Here is a 23,894-nt window from a genome sequence, read left to right as displayed (position 1 = left end):
CTCGGACACTAGAAGTTGATCGGGAAACGGCGGGGCTTGGTGCCGGTGGCGCGGGCGTAGGCCTTGGCGACGGCTCCGGCCGCCGCCGGGACGCCGAGTTCGCCGGCCCCGCCCGGCTCCCCTCCCGTGGGCAGGATGTGGGCCTCGAAGTGGAGGGGGGCGTGGCGTTGGCGGGCGTAGTGGAAGTCGGCGTAGCTGCTCTCGCGGACGGCGCCCCGGTCGATGTGCAGGCCGGCCCGGAGGATCGTGGAGATGCCGTCCGTCGCCGCGCCCATCAGCTGGGCCTCCAGCCCGCGCGGGTTGACGGCCGTACCGACGTCGGCGGCCATCACCACCTTGGTCACCCGGGGGTTCTCGGGGTCGGTGGCGTCGATCTCGACCAGACAGGCCACGCTGGAGCCGTACTCCTCGTGCACGGCGACGCCCTGGGCCTGCCCCGCGGGCAGCGTGCGGCCCCAGTGTCCGGCGGTGGCGACTTTGTCGAGCACGGCCCTGACGGACTTGCCGCGCAGTGTCGTACGACGGAACGCCACCGGATCCCGTCCCAGCGCCCGGGCCGTCTCGTCGACCATGATCTCCTCGGCCGTCCGCACGGTCCCGGAGTCCACGGACCGCCACGCGCCGAGCGGCATCGCGAGCTCGACGGAGCCCCCATCACCGGACAGCTTCCCGAAGTTGTAGAGGCCGCTGTCGCTGGGCACCGGGGAAGCCACGGCCGACGTGGCGATCCCGCCCTGGGCGGCGACCCCGTCCCACGCCTCGCTCACCGACGCCGTCGCGTGGGCGAAGGCGACGACCCGGCCGTCGGCGTGGCTGGCCCGTATGTGGTGCTGGAAGGCCGGGCGCATCCGGCCGTGCCTGATGTCGTCGGCGCGGCTCCACATGAGCTTCACCGGGCGGTGCGCCTTCTTCGAGATGAGCGCCGCCTCGATCGCCGCGTCGTGGTTCAGCCGGCGTCCGAACGAGCCGCCGCCGCGCACCACATGGACGCGTACGGCGGACGCGGGCAGTCCGACCACCGAGGCGATGGCCTCCCGCGCGTCCATGGGCGACTGGGAGGAGAACCAGATCTCGGCACGGCGGGCCCGTACGTCCGCGACGGCGGTCAGCACCTCCATCGGGGCGTGGCTGACGAACGCGAACTCGAACCGGCCCTCCACCTGCGCCGATCCGCGCGGCGGTCGGCCGAGCGCCGGGACGGCGGCCCGCAGCCGCGAGCGGATGGCCGTGTCGGACAGCTCCGCCAGCGGCCCGGGAGTCCAGGTGATCTTCAGGGCGTCCCGTGCCTTGAAGGCGTGATGGAAGGTCTCGGCGACGACGGCAACTCCGCCCGGAACCCTGACCACTTCGAGCACACCGGGCAGGGAGCGGGCCGCACGGTCGTCGACCGAGGCGACCTTGCCACCGAGCGTGGGCGGGCGGGCCACCACGGTCGGTTTCGCGTCGGCCGCCGACAGGTCCCCGGTGTAGCGCACACGGCCGGTGACGATGTCCCGTGCGTCGATGCGGGTCGTCGGCCGCCCGATCACGCGGTGGCGGGACGCCGGCTTGGGTTTGCTCGACACACGGGGTCTGCGGACCCGGGCGGCGCTCTCGGTGAGGGAGCCGAAGGTGGCGGTGCGTCCGTCCGGGGCGACGACCATGCTGTCCCGGGTGCGCAGGAGGCGCGCGGGCAGGTGCCAGCGCTGCGCGGCCGCGGTGATCAGGCGGGCGCGGGCGGTGGCGGCGAGGTTGCGGGCGGGGCCGTACAGCGAACTGACCGAGTTCGAGCCGCCGGTGAACTGGTTGCCCCTGGTACGGGCCTCGGCCAGCGGGATGCTCACGTCGGTGAGGCGGGCGTCGAGTTCCTCGGCGATCATCATGGCTACGGCGGTGGTGACGCCCTGGCCGACCTCCACGCGCGGCAGGCGGACGACGACCTTGTTCTCCCGGGTGACCTCCAGGACCAGCATCTCGTCGTCCGTGCCGGTGACCACGACGTCGGAGCGGGCGGCGGTCGCGCCCTCGGCCTCCGGGGCGTCGCAGCCGAGCGGCGCCGCTACGGTCAGTGTGGACGCCGCCAGCGTGTAGACCATGAACCGGCGGCGGGACAGCTCTGGCACGGCGCACTCCCCCTGTGAACGTCCTGTGTCTGCGGTTGGTTCAGCAGATAGGAGGGTTCCGCGGGGGCTGCGGTTGCGTCGCCGTGCGATCTCGCTCCCCAGCTCCCTCCCCACGCCTGATGTAAGCGCTTACTGTTCTGGTCATGGCTCACTCACACCAGCCGTCCGACCGGCATTTCGACCACTGCCCGTGGCTGTTCGCCGAGGAGGCGTCCGAGGAACAGCGTGCGGCGCAGCGCGAGCGGCAGGCGGAGATCGACGGGGACAGCGAGATCGGCGAGCGGTGTTTCGTCGCCGGGTCCGCCGCGGTGTTCCCTGACCGGCTGCGGCTCGGCGACGACTCGTACATCGCCGCGCACGCCTACGTGACCGGGGAGTTGACGACCGGCGCCGACTGCACGCTGAACCCGTTCACCACCGTGCGGGGAACAGTCGCCCTCGGGGCTGGGGTACGCGTCGGCGCGCACACCTCGCTGCTCGGCTTCAACCACCTGATGGCCCCCGACCGGCCGGTCTTCCGCCAGCCGCTCTCCAGCCGGGGGATCACGGTCGGGGACGACGTGTGGATCGGCTCGCACGTGGTCGTGGTGGACGGCGTCACCATCGGGGACCACTGTGTCATCGGCGCGGGGTCGGTGGTCACCCGGGATCTGCCGCCGTGGACGGTGGCGGCCGGGAATCCGGCGCGGGCGCTGCGGGATCGGCGGGACGGCGGGCGGGGAGCGGCGGGGCGGGGGCGCGCCGACAAGGACCCGCTCCCTCTCCGGGGTTTCGCCGATATGGCTCGGACCCAGGCCGCCGAGATCCTCGCCCGGTGCTGGGACGGAGAACGGTATGTGGACCGGCCCGGTGCGCAGGCGACCGTGCGGGCGCACTGCGACGCCGTGGAGATCGCCGACCTGCTGCTGGGGGCCGTGCCGGGGCAGTTGACCGCCGACGCGCACATCGAGCGACTCGCCTCGGCGCAGGACGCGGTGAGCGGTCTGGTGCCGGAGTGGGGCGATCCGGCCCCGGTGGCGGAGACGGACGGGTTCACAGGAGAGGGCCCGGCGCTCTATCACGTCCTGTCCGTCGGCTACGCGCTCGATCTGCTGGGCTCCTCCTTCCCTCATCCGGTGCGTGGGGTACGGGACATGACGGCACGTCAACTCGTGGCGCGGCTTGAGGCGTTGCCGTGGCGGTCGGGGGCGTGGGAGGCCGGCGCCTGGATCGACGCATGGGCGACGGCCGCCCACTGGAACGGCGCTCCGGAGCCGGGCTCCGTCGAGGCGCTGTTCGGCTGGTTGCTGACGCGGGCGGATCCGTGGTCCGGCATGTGGGGCGAACCGTCCGCGCGGGAAGGGCGGTTGCAGGTCGTCAACGGCTACTACCGGCTGACCCGCGGCTCGTTCGCCCAGTACGGGGTGCCGGTGCCGCATCCGGAACGGGTGGTGGACGCCGTACTGGACCACGCCCGGGACGTCCGGTACTTCGGCGCCGGGCAGGAGAACGCCTGCAACGTGCTGGACGTCGCCCATCCACTGTGGTTGTGCGGTCGTCAGTCGGGGGCGGGTGCCGGTGGCGACGGATACCGTGCGGGCGAGATCCGCGCCTGGGCGGAGCGACAGCTGTCGGCCACGCTCCCCCGCTGGCGGTCCGGCGAGGGCTTCGCCTTCGGCCCCGGCACGTCCCCGGGCCTCCAGGGCACCGAGATGTGGCTGGCGATCATCTGGTACCTCGCCGACCTGGCGGGCCGCTCGCCGGAACTGGGCTACCGCCCACTCGGAGTGCACCGGCCGGAGGCGGCGCGGGCGAGGTGAGCGGTGCTCGGCGCTGCGCCGGTGGGCGAAGCGTGGCCCCGCAGCGGCCCGCAGTGAAGCGCACGCGGCCGGCACAGGCCAGGCGGGTCCAGCCACCCCACCCCCTGCATGGACGCCCCCACAGGCCCAGCCGCACACCACCCCCGCCCGGCCTCGACAGGAACCGTTGTCTCAGGACGTCGGCGTCTCCGGGCGGCCCGGGGTGGACCAGTGGGTGTGGAACGTGCCGGGGCGGTCCACGCGGGCGTAGGTGTGGGCGCCGAAGTAGTCGCGCTGGCCCTGGAGGAGGGCCGCGGGGAGGCGTTCGGCGCGCAGGGTGTCGTAGTGGGCGAGGGCGGCGGAGATGGCCGGGACGGGGATGCCCCGGCGGGCGGCGGAGGCGACCGTCTCGCGCCAGGGGACCTGCGCGTCGGTGATCTCCATGGCGAACTCCATCTCGCCGAGCAGGCTGACCAGGTCCCGGTCCGTGGCGTACGCGGCGCGGATGCGGTCGAGGAAGGCGGCCCGGATGATGCAGCCGCCTCGCCAGATGCGGGCGACGGTGCCGAGGTCGATCTTCCAGCCGTACTCGGCGGCCGCGTCCTGGATCATCGTCCAGCCCTGGTCGTAGGCGATGACCTTGGAGGCGTACAGCGCGTGTTCCACCTGGGAGGTGAAGCGCTCGGCCTCGGTGCGGCTGAGCGGCGGGGTGGTGCCGCCGGGGAGGCCCCGGTACGCGGCGCGCAGGTCGCTCTGTCCGGAGGCGGCTCGGGCGAAGGTGGCCTGGGCCACCGCGGTGACCGGGGAGGCGAGGTCGAGGGCGGTCTGTACCGTCCAACGGCCCGTGCCCTTCTGGCCCGCGGCGTCCGCCACGACGTCGATGAAGGGCGCGCCGGTCGCCTGGTCGGTGTGGGCGAGGACGTCGGCAGTGATCTCGATCAGGTAGGAGCCGAGCCGGCCCTCGTTCCAGCGGCGGAAGATCTCCGCGATCTCGGCCGGGGTGTATCCCGCGACCTGGCGCAGCAGGTCGTAGGCCTCGGCGATGAGCTGCATGTCGGCGTACTCGATGCCGTTGTGGACCATCTTCACGAAGTGCCCGGCGCCGTCCGTCCCGATATGCGCGGCGCAGGGCTCGCCGTCGACGTGCGCGCTGATGTTCTCGAAGAGGGGGCCGAGTACGGCGTACGACTCCGTGGACCCGCCGACCATCACGGAGGGGCCGTTGAGCGCGCCCTCCTCGCCGCCGGAGATGCCGGTGCCGACGAAGTGCAGGCCGCGCTCGCGCAGCGCGGCCTCGCGGCGGCGGGTGTCGGCGAAGTGGGCGTTGCCGCCGTCGACGACGATGTCGCCGGGTTCGAGGAGCGGCACGAACTCCTCGATGACCGCGTCGGTGGCCGGGCCCGCCTGCACCATGATGATCAGCTTCCGGGGGCGTTCGAGGGCGGCGACGAACTCCTCGGCCGACCCGGCCGCCACGAACGTGCCCTCGTGCCCGAACTCCTCGACCAGCGTGCGCGTCCGCCCGGCCGAACGGTTGTGGACGGCGACCGCGGCCCCATGGCGGGCGAAGTTCCGCGCCAGGTTGCGGCCCATCACGCCCAGTCCGGTGACGCCGATGGATGCGCTTGCGTTCATGAGGTCCGTCCCTTGGATCGGTGGCGTTCTCTGGCGGGGCGCGCGGCCCTGTGACGGCAGGTACGGGCGGAAGGCCGGTTCTTCTCGATGCCGTCCCAGGAAACCGTCGGCCGCTCGCGGCCCCCTCGATCTGCGCAGGTGGGTCCCGGCGGCCGGGGCGCGGCCTTCGACCCCACCCCGTTCGAAGGGTCAAACATGGATGTGGTTAACATATGAGCGCTGCCTAGCTCGAAAGATGGATCTTGTGACTGTCAACGAGGACTCGTTCACCAACTGGAAGACCCGTGAGGAGATCGCGGAGTCGATGATCCCGATCATCGGGAAGCTGCACCGCGAGCGGGACGTCACCGTCCTGCTGCACAGCCGCTCCCTGGTGAACAAGTCGGTGGTCAGCATCCTCAAGACCCACCGCTTCGCCCGGCAGATCGCCGGCGAGGAGCTGTCGGTCACCGAGACGCTGCCGTTCCTCCAGGCGCTCACCACCCTGGACCTCGGCCCGTCCCAGATCGACATCGGCATGCTCGCCGCGACCCACCGGGCCGACGACCGCGGCCTGACGGTCGAGGCCTTCACCGCCGAGGCCGTCGCCGGTGCCACCGGCGCCAACAAGATCGAGCGCGGCGAGGGCCGCGACGTCGTCCTGTACGGCTTCGGCCGCATCGGCCGGCTCGTCGCCCGGCTGCTGATCGAGAAGTCGGGCTCGGGCAACGGTCTGCGGCTGCGCGCCATCGTCGTCCGCGGCGGCGGCCGGGCCTCCGAGGATCTCGTGAAGCGCGCCTCGCTGCTGCGCCGCGACTCGATCCACGGCCAGTTCCAGGGCACGATCACCGTCGACGAGGCGACCGACACGATCACCGCCAACGGCAACGCGATCAAGGTGATCTACGCGAACGACCCGTCCGAGGTCGACTACACGGCGTACGGCATCAAGAACGCGATCCTCATCGACAACACGGGCAAGTGGCGCGACCGCGAGGGCCTCTCGCAGCACCTGCGTCCCGGCATCGACAAGGTCGTCCTCACGGCGCCCGGCAAGGGTGACGTCCCGAACATCGTGCACGGCGTCAACCACGACACCGTCAAGCCGGACGAGCAGATCCTGTCCTGCGCGTCCTGCACGACCAACGCGATCGTGCCGCCGCTGAAGGCGATGGACGACGAGTACGGCGTGCTGCGGGGCCACGTCGAGACGGTCCACTCGTTCACCAACGACCAGAACCTGCTGGACAACTACCACAAGGCCGACCGCCGTGGCCGTTCCGCGCCGCTCAACATGGTGATCACGGAGACGGGCGCCGCGTCGGCCGTCGCCAAGGCGCTGCCCGACCTCAAGGCCCCGATCACCGGCAGCTCGATCCGGGTCCCGGTGCCGGACGTCTCGATCGCCATCCTCAGCCTGCGGCTGGGCCGCGAGACCACCCGCGAGGAGGTCCTCGGCTACCTGCGCGACGTCTCGCTGAACTCGCCGCTGAAGCGCCAGATCGACTTCACCACCGCCCCCGACGCCGTCTCCATGGACTTCGTCGGCTCGCGCCACGCGTCGATCGTCGACGCCGGCGCGACGAAGGTCGACGGCGACAACGCGATCCTCTACCTCTGGTACGACAACGAGTTCGGCTACTCCTGCCAGGTGATCCGGGTCGTCCAGCACGTCTCCGGGGTGGAATACCCGACGTTCCCGTCGACGGCGGTCTGATCCACGTTCCCTCGCGTTCGCCGCGTTCTTCGCGTTGCTCACGAAGCGGCTCCAGGATTTCTGGGGCCGCTTTCGTGTGGATCAACTTCCCTGCTGGGCACATACGTTGACCGGAACGGGAGGTGACAGCAGAATGAGCGCGCATCACCTGAGAGCGCTCTCAAAAATGCGAGGAGACCCATGACCGGCACGCTCAGCCGTCGCGCACTCATCGGGACCGGACTCGGTGTGGGTGCGGTTGCCCTCACCGTGGGCGGGGGCGGTACGGCGGGAGCGGCGGCGCGGAGCCCCGGCGCCGCCCGGCACCAGGCGCAGGCCTTTCTCGCCGCCGCCATGGACGCCTATCCGGAGCAGGGCACGATCCGGCTGGCGCAGAGCTACACCGATCAAGCCGGCCTGTTCAGCACGGCGTTCACCTACGACAACGCACTGACGGTCCTGGCGCTCCTCGCGGGCCGGACGAACGGGGGCACGGCGCGGGCCACGGTGCTCGGCGACGCGCTCCTGTACGCACAGGCCAACGACCCCGAGCACGACGACGGCCGGCTCCGGCAGGCGTACAACGTGGGGCCGTACACCTTCTACGACGGCACCCGGCAGCCGGACGGGTTCGTCCGGGCGGACGGCAAGGCCAACATGGGGTGGCAGTTCGGCTTCACCGGCACGGCCGTGGGTGACATGGCCTGGGCCGGGATCGCGCTGGCCGCGCTCGCCCGCCGCACGGGTCGACGTCGGTTCCTGACGGGCGCGGTCAGGATCGGCGAGTGGATCGACCGGACCGGCCGGACCGACGAACCGCTCGGCGGCTTCAAGTTCGGGGTCGACGGGGCGAACGCGAAGCTGCCGTTCACCTCCACCGAGCACAACACCGATCTGGTCGGCCTCTTCGGGCAGTTGGCGCGGCTTACCGGGGACCGGGTGTGGCGGGAACGGCGAGCGGTGGCCCGGGAGTTCGTGGCCCGGATGTGGGAGCCGGACGGCGGCTTCTTCTACACCGGCACCAACGACGGTGTGACGGTCAACAGGTCGCCGATCCCCGAGGACACCCAGACCTGGACGCACCTGGCCCTCAACACACCTCGGTATTCGCGGTCGTTGGACTGGGCCGCGCGCGAACTCGCCGTCCTGGACTCGGCCGACCGCCCCAACAGCACGGTGCCCGCAGGCCAGTCGTACGAGGGAGTGACGTTCAGCTCCGCCAGTCTGCTGGCGAACGAGGACGCCCCGATCGCCTCCGGTCAGCCCAAACCGGACCGCAACGGGGTGTGGTTCGAGGGCACGGCCCACCTGGCCCTCGCCTTGCGCGACCGCGGTGCGGCCGGGGACGAGAAGCGCGCCCGGAGCCTGATTGCCGCGATCGAGCGGGCGCAGGAACTACTGGGCGTGGGGCAGACGTTGGGCGGCGCTCCGGTCGCCGCCGGGTCCGGTGTCGTCTCGGCGAGCAGTCCGCTCGACACCGGTTTCGGGTTCGGCTACTACCCGTACCGGCACACGGGCGCGACCGCCTGGTACCTGCTGGCGGCGACCGGGACGAACCCGCTGCGCGCCTAGGCGGAGACCAGCCCGGCGATATGGGCGGTGACGGTGTCGAGGATGTCGGTCCAGGCGTCCTCGTCACCGAGGACCAGGTAGTTGAGGGTGAGGCCGTCGGTCATGGCGGCGAGATAGCGGGCCAACGCCGGGACCGGGATGCGGAGTCGGAAGCCCATGGTGGTGGACAGCTGCTCGATGATGTCGGTGTAGAGCTCGCCGTAGAGCGCGTACTGGCGTCGCGCCAGATGCTCGAACCCGGGCTGTCGTAGGGCGTACTGGGTGAGTTCGTAGGTGAGCATGTGCTCGTCGGGGTGGGCGCGCACATGGTCCCAGTACGCCTGGAAGCCGGCCCGGACCGTCTCCTCCAGGGAGGCCCTGGGTTTCAGGGCCTCCTTCACTATGCCCACGTAGTGGTCGGTGATGGTCGTGATGACCGACTCGACCAGTTCCTGCTTGGAGTCGAAGCAGTAGTGGAAGACGCTGAGGGAGACGCCCGCCTCGGCGGCGATGGACCGGGTCGTGGTCCGGGCCACGCCGTCCCGGGCCATCGCCCGGATCGCCGCCTCGGTGAGCTGCCGACGCCGTTGTGCCGACGGCATGCGTGCCATGTGCGCGTCCCCCGTCGTCGTATCAGGCGCTGTGGACGCCGACCTCGTAGAGCGAGTAACCCCAGTCGGTGCCGCGGTCGAGTCCGTGGACGCGGACGTAACGGGCCGGGGTTCCGGTGAACTTCGCCGTGTCCAGGCCGCCGTCTCCCGAGGTGGTGGACCAGGCGGTCTGCCAGTTCGTGCCGTCGGTGGACAGTTCGATCCGGTACGACTTGCCGTACGCCCGCTCCCAGTCGAGCGTGACGCGGGAGACCAGGTGGGTGGCGCCCAGGTCCACCTGCCACGACTGGTCGTCGCTCCAGTCGCTGGCCCAGCGGGTGCCGTCGTCCCCGTCGACGGCCCGTCCCGGCTGGTAGCTGGTGAACGGGTTCGACTCCGAGGAACTGGCCGTGGCGGTCCGCCCCTTGGCCAGGTTCACGCCGGCCTGGTGCTGCTCGGTGGCACCCCAGGTGTCGAGGTAGGACTCGGCGCCCCGGAAGAGGTCATTGACGACGTCCTGTCCCCCGACCTGCCGGATGTCCTCGATCCAGTCGGGGATCATGCCGACATGGGCACCACCGTCGGTGTTGTAGTCGAAGGTGCGTTGGCCGGTCGTCTGCTTGTCGATGACGGAGCCGCCGTCGACGCTCTTGAACGGGTACTTCACCGGGTTGGAGGTGTTCGCGCCGCGCGGCCCGGGATGGTCGCCGACGCCGTTGAAGTCGGTGCCGAAGCCGTAGCCGACGCCGTACTTCTCGCGCAGCGCGTCGGTGCGCGCGGCCTCGGCGACGAAGCCCTCGGAGCCGTGCATGTACTGGGCGACGAACCCGCCGAGGGAGTAGACGCGTTCGGTCCAGTTGAGGTCCATCCAGCTGTGCGAGGAGAGCACGCCGGGGTAGTCGGCGGCCTCGAACAGGTCGAGGGCCTGGCCGGTGGCCTTGACGCTCATATGGTCGATCTCGAGCATCATCTTGCGCTGCATCATGCCCTTCACGGCGTACTCACCGAGGTCGGTGAGGCCGCGGACGTTGCACTGCGCGTCGTCGTCGTACGTCGGCACCTCGGTGCCCGCGGGCAGATCGGCCTCCGCGGCGGAGGCGGCGGTGCCGATGGGGTTGTCGTGCTGGGGGCCGGTGCACTTCTCGGTCTTCCAGAAGGTGCCGGTGGACAGGAACTGCCCGACGTTGATGGCGGTTCCGAGCCCGCCCTCGTCGAACCGGACGCCGCACAGCGCGTTGTCGAACTTGTGGCACAGGAACATGCTGCGCACACCGAGGTCGTGGAGCTCGTCGAGGCCCTTGTCGATGTCCGCCTTGCTGCACTGCGGGATGTCGAGGATCTGCTTGCAACCGAAGGGCTCGGAGGTCTCGACGCCGAGGATGACGGCGAGCTTGCCCTCCTTGATCACCTGGCGGGCCTGCGCGGTGTCGGTGACGATCCGGAACCAGCCCTTTCCGGTGCCGCCGTACATCGCGTCGATGTAGTCCTGGAGCTGGTACGTCAGCTTCGCCTGAAGCCGGATCGAGGTCATCTCGTCGCAACTGCGGTCCTTGAAGGGGTAGACCGAGCAGATCACGCCGTTGGTGACGAGGTCGTTGACGAGCACCCGCTGTCCGCCGCGCCAGGCGCGCTCGATCCAGGCGTAGTAGTTGGCCTGGTGCGTCATCGAGTCGTACGCCGGCCAGTCCTTGAACGTCGGCCAGCCGACCGGGTCGTGCCGGCCGTCCCCGCCGTGGGTGATGTAGTCGAAGATCGCGAGGGTGCCGTCGGGGTAGTGCTCGGGACAGTCCTTGAGCGCGTCGGCGACGCCCTGCGTGGAGAAGACCTTGCCGCAGATGAGCCGCCCGCCGAAGGCCTCGTTGGAGAAGAGGTGGTTGTGGGCGTCGACGAACCCGCGTACCTCACCGGCGGAGTTGGTCCCGGTGAAGGGCTCGCCGGTGATGTTGATCTGCGAGTCGGGCGCGGGGCGTGCGGTGGGGTTCCACCAGTCGCTCGCCGCCGCCGAACTCGGGGTGGGGCCGAGGATCACGGCGAGTGCGAGGAGGAGGAGCGACACGACGGTGACGTGTTTGCGTCTGCCGTACGGGCGTCGAGGCTTGGTCATGACCCACGTCCCTCGGTCGGCGGCGGCCACGCATCTTTGTCATGACCGGCGCAATCTGTGGGACGAGGATCGCTACTGGCGAGTTATGAGTCAAGGGTCCGGGACAGTTGACCTGATGCGCGGGCGGGCACATCTCGTACACATAGGTCTCGATCAGTGGTTACCCTGGTGAACGGGGCTGTTCAGGTGGGGCGTTGACTACGGGGTGGGTGCGTGACCAGGCGGCTGGTGTTTCTCAGTCATACCTCGGAGTTGCGGTTGCATCCGGGCGATCTGTCGTATGTCGCGGCGGCGGAGAAGGCCGTCAGCTCGGCTCAGGACGCCTGTATGGACATGGCGTACTTCCCCGCTCGCGACGAGAAGCCCGCCCAGGCCTGCCGCGAGAAGGTGGGCGAGTCCGACGTCTATGTCGGCATCATCGGCTTTCGCTACGGGTCGACGGTGCGCGACGAGGAGCATCTCTCCTACACCCAGCTGGAGTTCCGCGAGGCCACGAAGCTCGGGATACCGCGCCTTGTGTTCCTGCTCTCGGAAGAGAGCCAGGAGCTGAGGCTGCCGTGGAGCGCGTTCAGGTGCGAACACGGGAACCGACAGGAAGAGTTCAGAAAGGAACTGCTTCGCGACAACGGACTCATGCTGAAGGAGATCAGCAGCCCGCAAGACCTCAGAGAGAAGCTGCTGCACGCGCTCTTGGCCCTTGCTCCGGAGCCTGTGGCGGACGACACCCCACGGACACCCGCGACCTTGGACGCACAGGCCTGGCGAGGGCTCGAAGACCAGCTGCGCGGGACGATTCCGCCTGTCTGGGCCGAGAAGGCATACCGATGGTCCTTCGGCGTACAAGGAGACGCGGCTGGGGCGGCCGCGCCGTTCCCGCCGCCCGCCGAGGATCTCTACGACTGGGCGCGCGACCTGGACGCGCGCGAGCAGGCCGGCGCCGCGATGCCGAAGGTCGTGGCATTCGCGCACGCTCTCGCGGCAGGGTTCAGGACCGGCGGGGTGCTCCAAGGCGCCAGACGTGCGGGGGCGTTGCGTGCTTGGGTGCGTGAGGTCCGGGAACGTTTCGGACTCGGCGAACTGCCGCGGGTGCCGAACCTCACCGCCTTCGAAGTCGCGCTGTTCGTACAGCTCGATCGGGATCCTCAGGATCCGGACCAGGTGTTCGTCGACATCTCGCTCTACTCACCGTCCGACCCCTCGCAATGGAAGCGGGTGCACCCTCACGAGGGCACCTCCGGATGCCTCCGCGTCCCGCTGGACAGCATGCCCGACCTCATGGAGCAGTGCCTGGGCGACCTTCAGCGCCACGCCCAGGCTCTGCGCGGCGAGGAGACCGGTTACCGCCGACCTCTGGAGCTCAAGGGCATCGAATTCGCGGTCAGCGAGACGTTGTTGGAGACCGATTTCGACCAGTGGCTGTGCAAGCTCGGCGTGGACGAGCCGTGGAAGCTGGGCGCGCGGTTCGACGTGGTGGTCAGCTGCCCCGAGGCCCGGAACAACATCGCGCACTTCCACGATCTGTGGTGGGCCCGTTGGGAGTGGCTCAACGATCCGGATGCGCGGGAGGACAAGCCGGCCGCCCACTGGCTCGACGCCGAGGAACTCGGCCGGCTGAGCACGCATCGCGACAACTGGGAGCAGTGGGAGCACCATCCCGCCTGCGTGGCGATCGCGGCGGAGGAGGCCGGACCAGCCCGGCGCGCCGCGCTCCACCTCGGCATGCCCGTCATCGTGTGGCGGCGGACCGGCCACTTCGGAGCGAGGACTCTGCCGGAGCTGCTGACCCTCGAGAGCACCGAGCACGTCAGACAACTGCCGCAATCGATACGGACCTTGCGCCGAAGTGACGGCGATCCCGGACTCGTCCTCCTCTGGGACGATCCGAACCACCCCCTGAAGAACATGCCCTACTCCGACGCGAGCTTCGTCTGATGGCCCGCCCCGCACGTGAAACGCCCATGACCGGAGGTTCCGTGAACGACTGGTGGATCTACAAGGGCGACGGCCCGGCCACGGAGCGGCTGGACCGGCTCGCCCGGCACCGGCCGGACTGGCGTGTGTTCGACGGCGAGATCGACGAGGACTACACGGTTCCCGCACTGAGCGGGGCCGACGAGGAGCGAGGCGCCGGTTACATCGCCGACGCCCCGGAGATCGACCTCGTCAACACCGCGCTCCTGCTGCGCCGCCCGCTGCTGGTCACCGGCGTGCCCGGGGTCGGCAAGTCGACGCTCGCGCACAGCATCGCCGAGGATCTGGGGCTCGGTCCGGTGCTCCGCTGGACCGTCACCAGTCGAACCACGCTGCGGGACGGGCTGTACCGGTACGACGCGCTGCGCCGCCTGGAGGACGCGAACCTGCGACGGTTGTCGGGCCCTGGACGTCGGCGGCTGGACGGCTCACGGCTACGGCGGCTGGAGGGCGCGCGGCTCCGCAGGATCGAGCGGGAACCGGGTGAGGAGGGCGCCTCGGGCATCGGCCGGTATCTCCAACTCGGGCCGCTGGGAACGGCGTTCGTACCCACGGCGCGCCCGCGTGTCCTGCTCATCGACGAGATCGACAAGGGCGACATCGATCTGCCGGGCGACCTGCTGACCGTACTGGACGAGGGAAGCTTCGACATCCCGGAGCTCGTGCGCATGTCGGATGCCTCGCCGCAGGTGTCCGTCGGCACCGACGACCAGTCGGGCCCGGCCCGGATCACGAACGGCAGGGTGCGCTGCCACGCGTTCCCGATCGTGGTCCTCACCAGCAACGGCGAGCGTGAGTTCCCGCCCGCGTTCCTGCGCCGCTGCATCCGGCTCAACCTGCCGTTGCCCAACGAGGACAAGCTCCACCGCATCCTCGTACGCCGGATCGGTCACGACGCCGCCGACGCGGCACGGGCCGAGGGCGGTGTCATCGACACCTTCCTCAAGCGGCGCAACACCGGTGAATTGGCCACCGATCAGCTCCTGAACGCCGTCCAGCTCCGCCTCGCCGGGGCCTGGACCGCGCCCGAGGACCTCGACCGGCTGGCCGAGGCGACCATGCACCGGCTGAGCGGACCCGACGCGCAGTGATCTCCGACCTGTTGTCACTGCTGGCTCAGGGCGGGGTGGAGGACCCGACGCCCGAGGAACTGGCGGACATCCTGTGGCTTGCGCAGCGGGTGCTGCCGCAGGGTCGGGTGCCCGCGGGCGCGGGCGACGGCACGGACGGGGGGACCGCGGCCGGCTCCTCGCCCGAGGGAGCCGCCGAGCACACGCCAGCGGATGCGGAGTCCGGGCCGGACTATGAAGTCGTGCCCGCGGACGAGGAGTTCGTGGACATCCACGTCCCGGGCGGCGACCACGACGAGGACTCCGCCGTGCCCGGTGGCACGCCGGTGCAGGTCCCGGCCGCGGGCTCACTCCCCCACACCCTGGCGCTGACCAGGGCGTTGAAGCCGCTCGCCCGCAAGGTCCCGTCCCGGACAGCCTTCGAGCTCGACGAAGAGGCCACCGTGGCGCGGCTGGTGGACGAGGACATCCTGCTCCCTGTTCTGCGCCCCGAACCAGCGCGGTGGCTCAGCCTGGCGCTCGTGGTCGACTCCGGTCCCTCCATGAGCCTGTGGCAGGACGAGATCCACGAGCTCCAGCACGAAGTGGCGCGCCTGGGGGCCTTCCGTAACCTGCGGCGCTGGAACTTGGTGCCCTCAACCGACGGCACCACCGTAGAGCTGCGCCCGCATCCCGCCGCCAGCCGTCCCGCCCGGCATCCTAGGGAGGTCGTCGATCCGGCGGGCGCCCAGCTCATCGTCGTCCTCAGCGACACGGCCGGGGCGATGTGGCGCACCGGCGCGGCGCACCGGCTGCTGGCCGACTGGGCCCGGCACTCCCAGGTGGCCCTCGCTCATCTGCTCCCGGCGGAGTTGTGGAGCCGCGTCGGGTTGGCACCCGCACCTGCCCGCATCCACATTCCGCAGCCGGGGCTGCCCAACAGCCGCTGGCGGACAGAATTTCTGGTGCCGAACAACCCCGGCTCGACGGGCATCCCCGTGCCGGTGGTGGACCTCGAACCACGGTCCTTGCGCGCCTGGGCGGAGATGACTTCCGGCAGTGGCCGGTGGACGAAGTCGGCCGCGCTGTTCGTGCCGGGGGTGGGTCGGGGTGCGCCTCGGCGTTCCGTGGTACCGGCGGGGGCGGCGGAGACGATCCGGCGGTTCCGCGTCACCGCGTCTCCGCGGGCCTGGAAGCTGGCGGGACTGCTGTCCGCGCACTCGCCGGTGACCGTTCCGTTGGCTCGGCTGGTGCAGCGGGCGATGCTGGAGGATGCGTCGCGTGGGGATCTGGCCGAGGTGTTCCTCGGGGGACTTCTGCGCCGTATGCCGGAGTCTTCCGTGGTTGGGGAGCTGCGGTTCGAGTTCCAGGCGGGTGTTCGCGAGGCGCTGCTCGGCGCACAGTACCGGGATGAGGTCGAGGCGGTTCGGGAGCTCGTCCGGACTCAGGTCACCGCTTACCTGCGGCCTCGTTTCGGGAGCCCGCGCAGCGTGCGGGGTGCGGTGGCCGGTCCGGCGGGGCCGGGCGTGACGGTGGTGGCGGAGGGGGAGGCGTATGCGAGGGCCTCTCGGACGGATCTTGCGCGCATGGGTACGACGGTCGCCGCTGCTCCGGAAACGGAGGAAGAGCCGGTCGCCGAGACTGACACCCGGGAACTCGTCTACATCAGCTACGCCGGACCGGACCGCCCCTGGGCCGAATGGGTGGCATGGCAACTGGAAGCGGCGGGGTTCGCGATCGAACTCGACGTCTGGAACTGGCGGGTCGGGGACGACTTCGTGCGCCGGATGCAGGACGGACTCGAGCGTGCGAGCAAGGTCGTGGCGCTGTTCTCAAGGGCCTACTTCCAACCTGGGCGCTGGACGCAGAAAGAGATGGCGCTCGCCGGGCACGACCGCCTCGTTCCGCTGGCGATCGAACCGCTGCTGGCCGACGACATCCCGACATCGCTGGCCACCCGCCTGCGCAGAGAACTCCATGGTCTGGAGGAGTCGGAGGCCCGCGAAGTCCTGTTGGAGGCCATCACGGGCCCGCCGAGGCCGACGGATCCGCCTCGGTTCCCCGGCGCACCGGGGCCAGGTCGCCCGACGGCCCCCAGGCTCCCGAGCGACACAGAGGCGCCCCAGGTCTGGAACGTGCGACAACGCAATCCCGACTTCGTCGGCCGCGACGACGTACTCAGGCATGTACGTGAGGCTCTGCTGGCCGACCACCGGGCCGCCATTCAGGTCCTGCACGGCTTGGGCGGGGTGGGCAAGACCCAGATCGCTGTGGAGTACGCCCATCGTTTCGCCGGCCAGTACGACATCGTCTGGTGGATCGACGCCGAACAGGCCGATCGAGTGCCCGCAGGATACGCGGAGTTGGCAGAGCGCCTGGGTATCACCCGTCCGTACGCGGGGACCGAGGCGAACGCCAGACGCGCATTGGATCACCTGCGCACGCACGACCGGTGGCTCATCGTGCTGGACAACGCCGACGACCCCTCGGCCTTGCCGACCTGGCTGCCCGAAGGACCCGGCCACATCCTCATCACGTCCCGCAGCCCCTCCTGGCGTCGTGTTGCTCGCAGCGTCGCTCTGGACACCTTCTCCCGCACCGACTCCATGCGCTATCTGAAGAGCCAGCTGCCTGGTGTCCGCAACACGGAGGCGAACGCCTTGGCCGACGATCTGGGTGACCTGCCACTGGCGCTCACCCAGGCTGTCGGCGTGGTGGCCAGCGGCATGACCGTCGACACCTACCGCGCCCGCCTCTTGCACAACGCTGCTGAGCTGCTGCGGCTCGGTGAGACTCCCGGCTATCCCGCTACCTTCGCGGCTTCGGTGGACAGCGCCACCGAACGCCTGGCCCTCGACCATCCCGACTCCGTCGACCTGCTCACGCTGGGTGCGTTTTTCGGCCCCGATCCGATTCCGTTGGCCTGGTTGGAGGTCACGCGCGGGCCCTTCCGCGCCGACGTCACCTGGCCGAGCGCTGCCCTGACGCCTCTCGTGCGCTATGGCCTGGCCCGCGTCGACCAGGAGCGCATCCAGATCCATCGTCTGACGCAAGCCGTCCTACGGGACCGCGTGGAACCGGCACGGGCAGCCGCACTGCACGAGGACGTCACTTCCACCTTGGGGGCAGCTACGCCCGGGGACCCCGACCTCCCCGAGTTCTGGCCACAGTGGTCAGAGCTGACTGCACACCTACTTGGGCGGCCGCGCCCCGACGGCGTCTCCGACCAGCTCAACCTGGGCCAGACGCTGCTCGGTTCGGTCCGCTATCTGCTACGCAGCGGTCGGCTCCAGGAGGCCTACCGTATGAGCGCGCAGTTCCACGAACTGTGGATCGACCGCTACGGGGCGGATCACCCCCACACTCTGGAATGGGCCGCCTCCCGCGCCGAGGCGGAGGCGGACATGGGTGTGTACGCCGACGCGCATCAACTGGCCCGGGACGTCGTCGAACGTCGGCGCCGCGTCCTCGGCGATGACCATCCCGACACCATCGCCAGCATGAACAACCTGGCTGAAGCCCTTGACCACCTCGGTGACTACGAGGAGGCACGCCGCCTGTACGAGGACGTTCTCCAGCGAAGCCGGCGGGTTCTCGGCGAGGACGACCCCGTCACCCTCGCGGCCTTGAACAGCCTGGCCGTCACGCTCGTCGCTCTCAACGAGCCCGAGGACGCACGCCGTCTACTCGAAGACGTCCTTGCGCGGCAGCGTCGTGTCCTGGGCGAAGACCACCCCGACACGCTCAGCTCGGCATACAGCCTGGCCGTCACCTTCAGCTCCCTTCGAGAACCCCATCAGGCCCGCCTGCTGGCCCAGGACGTACTTGAACGTCGGCGTCGCATCCTGGGTGACGACCACCCGAGCACCCTCGCCGTCACCACCGCTCTCGCCATTGCGGTGAGCGAACTCGGCGAACAGACAGAGGCACGACAGCTGGCCGCGCACAACTTGGACAGACTCCGCCTCGCCCTGGGCCACGACCACCCGGCGACGCTCGAAGCGGCACACGCCCTGGCTGTCATCCTGAACCGCCTCGGCAATCGTCATCACGAAGCTGTCAGGCTCCTCGAGGACGCCCTTCGTCGCAGCCGCCGCTTACTCGGCGCCGACCATCCGCTCACCGGGGTCATCCTCCGCGACCTTGCCACCACGTACCAGGCGATGGGCATGCCCCACAAAGCCCAGAGGCTCCTCGACTCCCGGGACAAACGCAACTCCTCCCGCAAGCCCCGCCGTTGATCCAAGCCCGGCCACTGCCTTGACGTGTTCACTTCCGTCGCGAAGCATGCTTGGAGACTGATCGCTTCTGGTCGATTCTGTGTCTCCCCGTGCCCCGTGCCCCGGAAGGGAGTTCCATGCCCCCTCGTCGACGCCGCACCGTCCGAGCGCTGGCCCCCGCAATCCCTCTCGCACTCGCCACCGCCCTCCTCACCACCCCCACCCCCGCCTCAGCCGAGGCCGAGGCCCAGCCCCTCCCCTCGGTCACCGTCCACATCGACCCCTCCTACCAACAACAGCCCTTCGAAGGCTGGGGCACCAGCCTCGTCTGGTTCGCCAACGCCACCGGCGGCTACCCGGAGCCCATCCGAAGACAGCTCGTCGACATGCTGTTCGGGGAGGACGGGCTGAACCTCAACATCGCGCGCTACAACATCGGCGGCGGCAACGCCCCGGACGTCCGCAAGGACTACATGAAGACCGGCGCCACGATGGAAGGCTTCTGGAAGGCGCCCGAGGGCACCACGCAGAAGGACATGGACTGGTGGAACCCGGATGATCCCGAGCAGTGGGACTGGGACGCCGACGCGAATCAGCGCTGGTGGGTCGACCAGATCAAGGACAAGGTCACCACATGGGAGGCGTTCAGCAACTCCCCTCCGTGGTTCCAGACGGTGAGCGGATACGTCTCCGGTGGATTCAACGCCGGCACCGACCAGATCCGCACCGACACCGTCGACGACTTCGCCACCTACCTCGTCCGCGTCGCCGATCGCATCGAGCAGGAACACGGCATCAAATTCGACACCATCGACCCCCTCAATGAGCCCAACACCTCCTACTGGGGAACCCAGTTGGGGACGGACGACCAGCCCACCGGCGGTCGGCAGGAAGGCGCACACGCCGGGCCCGCCCTCCAGCAGAAGGTCGTCCTCGCCCTCGACAAGGCTCTCGAAGGGGCGGACACCGACGCCCGTGTGTCGGCCATGGACGAGACCAACCCCGGCATCTTCACCACCAACTGGAACGCGTACGACACCGCCGCCCGCGCCGCCGTCGATCAGCTCAACGTCCACACCTACGGGACCGGTCAGCGCACCAGCGCCCGTGACATCGCCAAGGGGTCGGACAAGCCACTCTGGATGAGCGAGGTCGAGGGCACCTGGGGCACCGGCACCGACTTCACCAGCATGGAGCCAGGTCTCGGCATCGCGACCCGCATGGTGGACGACATGCGTGAACTGGAGCCCTCCGCCTGGGTGTTCTGGCAGCCGATCGAAGACGCGATACCGCAGGCCGCCGCCGGGAAGAACTGGGGCAGCATCCACGTCCCGTTCAACTGCACCGCCGACGACACGCTCCGGACCTGCCCCATCCAGGCCAACTCCAAGTTCCACACGATCCGCAACTTCACCCACTACATCCGGCCCGGCGACCACTTCGTCAAGGTCGACGACACCTCCAGCGTCGCCGCCGTCGCCAAGTCCGGACGGTCCGCGACCGTCGTGCACATCAACAGCGGTACGACCGCCCGTACCGTGACCCTCGATCTGTCCCGCTTCGGCAAGGTCAAGCCGGGAGCCACCGTCACACCCGTCGTCACCAGCACCGACGGCGCCCTCGTCCAAGGCGACCCCGTCCGCGTCACCGGCCGCTCCGCCACTCTCACCGTCCCCGCCAAGTCCGTCACCTCCTTCCTGGTCGACGGCGTCAGCGGGGTCGCCGAGGACGCCGCGCTCGTCCAGCCCGACCACGTCTACCGGCTCCAGGGCACCCAGAGCGGCAAGTCGCTCAGCCCGTCCGACGACGGGAGCGGCGTCGTGCTCCGTACTACCGATGCGGGCAGTGCCGAACAGCTCTGGCGGGCCGCGAAGTTGACACCCGGCGCCGGCAACCGCACCCGCTACGCCCTCACCAGCGCGACGACCGGCAGGCAACTCGCCGTGCGGGACGACCAAGCTGTTCTCGAAGAGCCCTCCGAGGACGACAGTGACACCGCCACCCAATGGATCATGTCCACCACCGGCGACGGCACCTGGACCTTCGTCAACGCCGCCACCGGCCGACTCCTCGACGTCACCGGGCAGTCGACGGCCGACGGTGCCAAGGTCTCGACGTACACGCCCACTTCGGCGGCGAACCAGCGGTGGTCCGTCAGCGACGAGACCGTGCTGCGCACCGAGAAGGCGCAGGTGTTCACCGTGCCCGGGCTGGCTCCCGAACTTCCGGGGACGGTGACGCCCGTCTACCGGGACGGCAGCCGTGGATCGCTCCCGGTGGTGTGGGACGTTCCCGCCGAGCGGGCCTGGCGCAAGCCCGGCACCGTGCGGGTCACCGGTACCGCCACCGATCCCCTCGGGGGGCAGATCCCGGCGAAGGCCGTCGTCACCGTCGACACCATCGCCTCCACCCTGCCCGGCCGCGCGAAGACCTACGTCGGCGGCAGCCCGCAACTCCCGGACACCGTCGTCGGCGTCGGCGCCCACGGCGGCCGGACCGACCTCCCGGTCTCCTGGGAGGCGGCACCCGAAGGGGCGTACGACTCCACCGGCGTCGTCACCCTCCACGGCACCGCGCGGATCGTCGGCGGCGGCAGCACCGAGGCGACCGTCCGCGTCCAGGTGACCGAGCCCGTGGCCACCGACATCGCGGCGGACGACGGGGTTGCCGTGGCGGCCACGTACACCGAGAGCGGGTACTCCGCCGAACGGCTGCGCAACGGCGACACGACCGACAAGGCCTGGTCCAACTGGAGGTCGGGCACCAAGAACCCGTCCGACACGATCACCTTCGCCCTGCCGGACCCACGCGATCTCGACCGCGTCGTGGCCCACTTCTACAAGGACGGCGGCAACATCTCCTTCCCCGCGAGCCTGAAGGCTCAGGTGCGCGGCGCAGCTGACGGCACATGGACCGACGCGAGCGACGAGATCTCCGTGGGGACCGAGGGCACCCCGGTGGTCGAGGTGCCGCTCCGCGCCGACGGGCCGGTCACCGGCGTGCGGCTGGTGATGACCGCTCGCTCCGGCGGCTACATCACCATGAGCGAGGTCGAGGTGTACGCCGAGGCCCCGGGCGTCTCCTCGGACGCCGCCGCCTCGTCGATCGAGGTCGGCGGGGTGCCGGTCGCCTCCTTCGATCCGGGTACGACCGGCTACCGGGTGGTGACGGACGATCCCGCGCAGGCCGCGGTGACCGTGACGGCTCGCGATCCGTACGCGCGTGTCACGGTCGAGCGGAGTCACGAGAACCGCCGGTACCTCGCCCTCGCCACCGTGACCAGTGAGGACGGGTCGCGTACGACGACGTACCGGATCGAGCTCGTACGACGTTAATCGCGCGTCGGCAGCCACACCCGCATCGTCGAGGGGCCCCGGTTCGCCCAGGAGTGGTACGGGACCAGCACGATGCGGGTGGGGTCACCGGCCGGCCGGGTGCTGCCTTGCGGGCGGTACGGCCAGGGTGTGTCGGGGGGTGTGGTCAGCTCGCCCCCTACCGTCACGGACCCGTCCTCGCCTTCCTCCGGGGCGGCGGACCGGTCCACCCGTATCGCGTCGACCTCATGGTCGCCGGGCAGGTCCACGGACTCGGCGCAGTACACCAGCGGTCCGCGCTGGACGGCGGCCGTGCCGCGGATCGCGTCGACGCGTGGGTCGGGCGCCAACCAGTGCGCTCGGACCGGGAGTTCGAGAACGATCTCGTCGCCAGGGCGGAAGACACGGGTGATCTCCGCCGTGCCCGGCCCCACGGTTTCGCGGGTGGCGTCCGGGGCGGTCAGCCAGGTCTGGGTGCCCTCCGCCCACGCGGGGACGCGCAGGGACAGCGTCCACGGGTGGGCCGGGGTGCGGTCGATCCGGATCGTCACCCGGCCGTCGTACGGGTAGTCGGTGTCGATCCGCAGCGCGACGCCGCCCGTGGTGATCTCCGCGTCGGCGTACTGGTGCAGTTGAAGGCCCGAGTCGTCCGTCGTCGCCAGGTAGGCGGGCAGCACCGCCAGGGTCCGGGCCACGTTGGTCGGGCAGCAGGACACCGCGAACCAGGGTGCGCGCAGGCTCGATTCGGCGCGCGGGCTGTCCGTGTCCGGGGCGGGGACGGTGCCGCGGCGGCGTCGGTGGAGGGTGTTGGCGTAGAAGAAGGACCGGCCGTCCTCGGACGGGGAGGCGGCGATGACGTTGAAGAGGGTGCGTTCGGCGAGGTCGGCGAAGCGGGGCTCGCCGGTGGCGAGGAGCAGGCGCCAGCTGAGCATCACGGAGGCCACGCCGGCGCAGGTCTCCGAGTAGGCGCGGTCGGGTGGGAGGACGAAGTCGTCGCCGAAGGACTCGTCGCGGTGGTGGGAGCCCATGCCGCCGGTGAGGTAGGTGCGGCGGGCGACGGTGGTCTCCCATTGGCGTACGACCGCCGCGAGCAGCTCCGCGTCGCCGGTCTCCACCGCCACGTCGACCGCTCCGGAGGCGAGGTAGAGGGCGCGTACGACGTGGCCGCGCAGGACCGTGGCGTCCCGTACGGGGATGTCGTCCTGGTAGTAGGCGCGGCCGAACTCGCCGTCGGCGAGGGCGCCTTGGCCGCGGCGGGCGATGAAAAGGGCCGCCTGGCCGAGGTAGCGCTGCTCCCCCGTGAGGCGGGCGAGTTCGACCAGGGCCGTCTCGATCACCGGGTGGCCGCAGACGCTCTCGATGCCGCCCTCACCGAACATCGCGCACACGTGGTCGGCGGCCCGGCGGGCGGTCTTCGCCAGTTCGGCCTCGCCGCGGGCCCGTGCCTGGGCCACGCCCGCCTGGATCAAGTGGCCGTAGCAGTACAGCTCGTGGCCCCATTCGAGGTCGCTGTAGCGCGGCTGCTGGCCGGGGCGGCCGTAGGCGGTGTTGAGATAGCCGTCGGGTTCCTGGGCGGCGGCGATGGCCTCTTCGAGGGCCGGGTCTGCGGGGTGTGCCCGTTCCCAGGCGATGGCTTCGAGGAGCTTGTAGACGTCGGAGTCGGCGAACTCCCGTCCCCGGCGGTCGTGTGGGATGCGGCCCTCGACGGCGGCCTTGAAGTTGCCGGTCCAGCCGACGCGTTCCTCCCAGTCACGGCAGTGGTCGAGGGTGGCGGTGGCGTTCACGTGTCGGCGCCGGGCCCAGAAGCCGCCGGTGATCCTGACCTCGTCGAGGCCGAGGGGCCGCAGCCGTCCCCGGGTCGGTGCCACCGGCAGTACCGATGACCCCGTGGTGTTCTCCTTCACC

The 23,894-nt window shown here is 70.3% G+C and carries 12 protein-coding genes; 7 read left to right on the top strand and 5 right to left on the bottom strand.

The window, feature by feature from the left end; all coding sequences use genetic code 11:
• Positions 1-8: 8 nt before the first annotated feature.
• Positions 9-2,075 carry a molybdopterin cofactor-binding domain-containing protein gene (locus ACIHIX_RS14040; protein ID WP_399955590.1) on the bottom strand — a complete coding sequence of 689 codons (2,067 nt, stop codon included), beginning with the start codon at positions 2,073-2,075 and terminating at the stop codon, positions 9-11.
• A gap of 170 nt (positions 2,076-2,245) precedes the next feature.
• Between ACIHIX_RS14040 and ACIHIX_RS14035 the strand changes: the two genes are divergently transcribed.
• Positions 2,246-3,901: an acyltransferase gene (locus ACIHIX_RS14035; RefSeq protein WP_399954530.1), complete on the top strand. Its 1,656-nt coding sequence runs from the start codon at positions 2,246-2,248 to the stop codon at positions 3,899-3,901.
• A 171-nt stretch (positions 3,902-4,072) separates the two neighbouring features.
• Here ACIHIX_RS14035 and gndA read toward each other — a convergent pair whose 3' ends face one another.
• Positions 4,073-5,515, bottom strand: a complete 1,443-nt coding sequence (gene gndA, locus ACIHIX_RS14030; RefSeq protein ID WP_399954527.1) for an NADP-dependent phosphogluconate dehydrogenase — start codon at positions 5,513-5,515, stop codon at positions 4,073-4,075.
• 244 nt (positions 5,516-5,759) lie between these two features.
• Between gndA and ACIHIX_RS14025 the strand changes: the two genes are divergently transcribed.
• Both ACIHIX_RS14025 and ACIHIX_RS14020 read left to right on the top strand, forming a co-directional pair.
• Positions 5,760-7,211 (top strand): glyceraldehyde-3-phosphate dehydrogenase, encoded by a 1,452-nt coding sequence (locus ACIHIX_RS14025; RefSeq protein ID WP_399955588.1) that lies wholly within the window; start codon positions 5,760-5,762, stop codon positions 7,209-7,211.
• A 180-nt stretch (positions 7,212-7,391) separates the two neighbouring features.
• On the top strand, positions 7,392-8,762 hold the full coding sequence (locus ACIHIX_RS14020; protein ID WP_399954524.1) for a Tat pathway signal sequence domain protein: 1,371 nt from the start codon (positions 7,392-7,394) through the stop codon (positions 8,760-8,762).
• Here ACIHIX_RS14020 and ACIHIX_RS14015 read toward each other — a convergent pair.
• Both ACIHIX_RS14015 and ACIHIX_RS14010 read right to left on the bottom strand, forming a co-directional pair.
• Entirely contained in the window at positions 8,759-9,352 is a 594-nt protein-coding gene (locus ACIHIX_RS14015; RefSeq protein WP_399954521.1) for a TetR/AcrR family transcriptional regulator, read from the bottom strand. The genes ACIHIX_RS14020 and ACIHIX_RS14015 overlap by 4 nt on opposite strands.
• Positions 9,353-9,374: 22 nt before the next feature.
• Positions 9,375-11,435, bottom strand: a complete 2,061-nt coding sequence (locus tag ACIHIX_RS14010; RefSeq protein ID WP_399954518.1) for a discoidin domain-containing protein — start codon at positions 11,433-11,435, stop codon at positions 9,375-9,377.
• Positions 11,436-11,648: 213 nt separating this feature from the next.
• Between ACIHIX_RS14010 and ACIHIX_RS14005 the strand changes: the two genes are divergently transcribed.
• The 4 genes from ACIHIX_RS14005 (at position 11,649) to ACIHIX_RS13990 (ending at position 22,010) form a co-directional block, all read left to right on the top strand.
• Complete coding sequence (locus ACIHIX_RS14005) at positions 11,649-13,367, top strand: DUF4062 domain-containing protein (protein WP_399954515.1); 1,719 nt, start codon at positions 11,649-11,651, stop codon at positions 13,365-13,367.
• Between the two features lie 26 nt (positions 13,368-13,393).
• Positions 13,394-14,497: an AAA family ATPase gene (locus ACIHIX_RS14000; RefSeq protein ID WP_399954512.1), complete on the top strand. Its 1,104-nt coding sequence runs from the start codon at positions 13,394-13,396 to the stop codon at positions 14,495-14,497.
• Complete coding sequence (fxsT, locus tag ACIHIX_RS13995) at positions 14,494-18,696, top strand: FxSxx-COOH system tetratricopeptide repeat protein (protein ID WP_399954509.1); 4,203 nt, start codon at positions 14,494-14,496, stop codon at positions 18,694-18,696. Before ACIHIX_RS14000 ends, fxsT begins: the two co-directional genes overlap by 4 nt.
• Positions 18,697-18,812: 116 nt before the next feature.
• On the top strand, positions 18,813-22,010 hold the full coding sequence (locus tag ACIHIX_RS13990; RefSeq protein WP_399954506.1) for an RICIN domain-containing protein: 3,198 nt from the start codon (positions 18,813-18,815) through the stop codon (positions 22,008-22,010).
• On the opposite strand, the gene ACIHIX_RS13985 is transcribed toward ACIHIX_RS13990, so the two are convergent.
• Positions 22,007-23,893 (bottom strand): glycoside hydrolase family 127 protein, encoded by a 1,887-nt coding sequence (locus ACIHIX_RS13985; RefSeq protein WP_399954503.1) that lies wholly within the window; start codon positions 23,891-23,893, stop codon positions 22,007-22,009. The two genes, ACIHIX_RS13990 and ACIHIX_RS13985, sit on opposite strands and share 4 nt — an antisense overlap.
• Position 23,894 lies beyond the last annotated feature (1 nt).

The sequence above is a fragment of the Streptomyces sp. NPDC051913 genome, from assembly GCF_044593635.1.
Classification (GTDB): domain Bacteria; phylum Actinomycetota; class Actinomycetes; order Streptomycetales; family Streptomycetaceae; genus Streptomyces.
Note: the sequence above shows the minus strand (reverse complement) of the source record. Positions and strands in the feature narration are given on the sequence as shown.